Below are 1,777 nucleotides of genomic sequence, written 5' to 3'. Positions count from 1 at the left end.
CTAGTCGCCTGGGCGGCCAAGCTGGACCCCTGGGGCAATGTGCTGCAGGAATACAACCCGCAAGGCATCCACCAGGCGATCCGGCTGCCAGGGCAGCACCATGACAGGGAAACAGGGCTGTATTACAACCGGCATCGGTATTACGATCCGGTGGTGGGCAGTTATATCAATCAGGATCCGATCGGGTTGATGGGCGGGGTAAACTTGATTAAATATCCATTTAATCCAAATGCGGATATTGATCCATTTGGCTTGTTCGGGTTTGGAAATATTTTTGAAGATGCAAAGAAAATGTGGGAAGTAAAGGAAAAGGGTGATCAAATAAATGATGCAAAAGAAACGGCGGATCTAGTGAAAGAGATCGGGAATAAAGGGCGTCGACGCAGAGAGCTTCAAGATAAGATATCGAAATGCATACTTGCTGTCCCTGATGTTCCAAAGGGGTGTGAGGATTTGTCTGCTATGGAGAAAGAGATTGATACTCTAATGAAGGAAGGCGTTAAGGATGTCGGGAAAGTCGCAAAAGACGCTATAGAGAATACGCCTGGAACCACAGCGACTGGACCTGTCTCAAATCCTAAGATACCAATTAAATTCCCTTGGTGATAGTATCTCATTAAAGTAAGACAATTTCATTGGAAATAAATTTATTTCATGGAGATTTATGCCGTTTCAAAGAAGAATATTGTTACTAGTAATTTCTTCACTTTTCCCTTTTTTGTTTGTTTTGCCGTCGTTTGCGCAGAAGAAAGAAGCCTTATGTCAAAAATATGCAAGATCAATAGAGGAACTGAAAAGAGCGGCCTCTGACGGGGATATCCATTCTCAACTATGCCTTGGTGAAATTTATTTAAATGATGAAGGCAGTTATCGAGACTATAAAGAAGCTTTTAAATGGTTTTTTTTGGCCGCGAGTAACGGCGATGCGAATGCTCAGTATATCGTGGGTGTTTTGAATGATGACGGGAAAGGTGTCCCTCGAAATTTTAAAGAGGCATTGAAGTGGTATACATTATCTGCCGAGAACGGAAATCAAAAATCTCAGTTAATGATGGGATTAATTTACAAAGAAGGCGAAAAGGTTAAGAGAGATTACAAAGAATCAATGAGATGGTTTCATCTCGCTGCGGCGCAGGGAAATAGAGATGCACAATTTCAGCTAGGTTTGATGTATGGGCTGGGGCGCGGTACTCCTCAAGATTCAAATGAGGCAAGAAAGTGGTTTGATTCTGCAAAAAGGTGATTTATGTCAATGTTGCCGGTAAACTCGCCAACAAATGAAAGAAGCGCAATATCTCTGTAGATTTTTCTCACATTGCTCATGACCTGCAGTTCGTCCTCACGCCGATACAAGAAAATGTGGTGCTGCACCGTCGATGCACTTCCTCCAGGACGACCCCAGCCACACGCCAGCCCTAGTCCTCATGAAAACGATGCTCAGCGCCATGCCGTGCGAGATGCAGCAAGAGCCTACCTGGCACCTGCGCCACACCCTTGAGCACGGCCTGCCGCCCGGCGCCCAGGCCATGCTGAGCGAATAGGCCGAGGGCGGCGCACGCATGTTCGGTATGCATGCAGGCCCAACAGCAGGAGCAGGAGCAGGAGCAGGAGCAGGAGCAGGAGCAGGAGCAGGAGCAGGAGCAGGCCAAAGCGTAGCAGTCGCGCATCGCCATTCACCGCTACCACTGTGACCATCTAGGTGTCGCATCCCGGACGATTGCATAGACTCTAAACGCTATCCACTCTTCATGGCCCGAGCCGTTCTAAAGGAGTTGAT

2 protein-coding genes are annotated in these 1,777 nt (G+C 47.2%); both read left to right on the top strand.

Features of this window, described 5'->3' with window-relative positions; genetic code table 11:
* Nucleotides 1–606 (top strand): RHS repeat-associated core domain-containing protein (locus PO605_RS30705; protein ID WP_272207339.1); only part of this gene is annotated, 606 nt, incomplete at its 5' end.
* A 58-nt stretch (nt 607–664) separates the two neighbouring features.
* Nucleotides 665–1,243: a tetratricopeptide repeat protein gene (locus tag PO605_RS30700; protein WP_082001650.1), complete on the top strand. Its 579-nt coding sequence runs from the start codon at nt 665–667 to the stop codon at nt 1,241–1,243.
* Nucleotides 1,244–1,777: the final 534 nt, after the last annotated feature.

Origin of the sequence: Delftia sp. DT-2, assembly GCF_028401915.1 — a bacterium.
Taxonomy (GTDB): domain Bacteria; phylum Pseudomonadota; class Gammaproteobacteria; order Burkholderiales; family Burkholderiaceae_C; genus Comamonas; species Comamonas tsuruhatensis.
The sequence above is the reverse complement of the archived record's forward strand: the minus strand, read 5'-3'. Positions and strand labels throughout refer to the sequence as shown.

What these genes read in the sequence shown, in the direction of transcription:
- PO605_RS30700 (WP_082001650.1), top strand. Translation starts at nt 665, where the DNA reads ATGCCGTTTCAAAGAAGAATATTGTTACTAGTAATTTCTTCACTTTTC.